This is a genomic window from Pseudomonas viridiflava (assembly GCF_900602065.1).
In the GTDB taxonomy this organism is placed as follows: Bacteria; Pseudomonadota; Gammaproteobacteria; order Pseudomonadales; family Pseudomonadaceae; genus Aquipseudomonas.
In genome coordinates this window covers 1-294 of record NZ_UWFN01000070.1, presented here as the reverse complement: position 1 = coordinate 294, position 294 = coordinate 1, and the positions used below count along the sequence as shown (strand labels likewise).

1 protein-coding gene is annotated in these 294 nt (G+C 62.6%); it reads right to left on the bottom strand.

Annotated elements, in window-relative coordinates:
• On the bottom strand, nt 1-294 hold a 294-nt coding region (locus EE949_RS01040; RefSeq protein ID WP_431194207.1), incomplete at both ends, for a heme biosynthesis protein HemY.

The following is a 294-nucleotide window of genomic DNA, read 5'->3' as shown; positions in this document are numbered from 1 at the left end:
CGTTTCCGGGTTACGCTCCAGACGCAGGCTTCTTTCCAGATAGTCGCGAGCCTTGCCCCAAAGCCGGCTTTGCAGGCAGATACGACCCAGGCTCAGCAGCAGGCTCGGATCGCTCGGATGGTGCTTGAGCCAACCTTCTGCGGTCTGCAGCTGCTTAGCCGGATCACCGCCACGTACCAGCCCGTACAACCGGGCCAGATGGCTGCTGTAGTCGCGCTTGAGAGCAGAGCGCAGCACTCCTTCAGCCTGCGCCTCGGCGCCGAGACGACGCAACTGATCGGCATACGCCAGTAT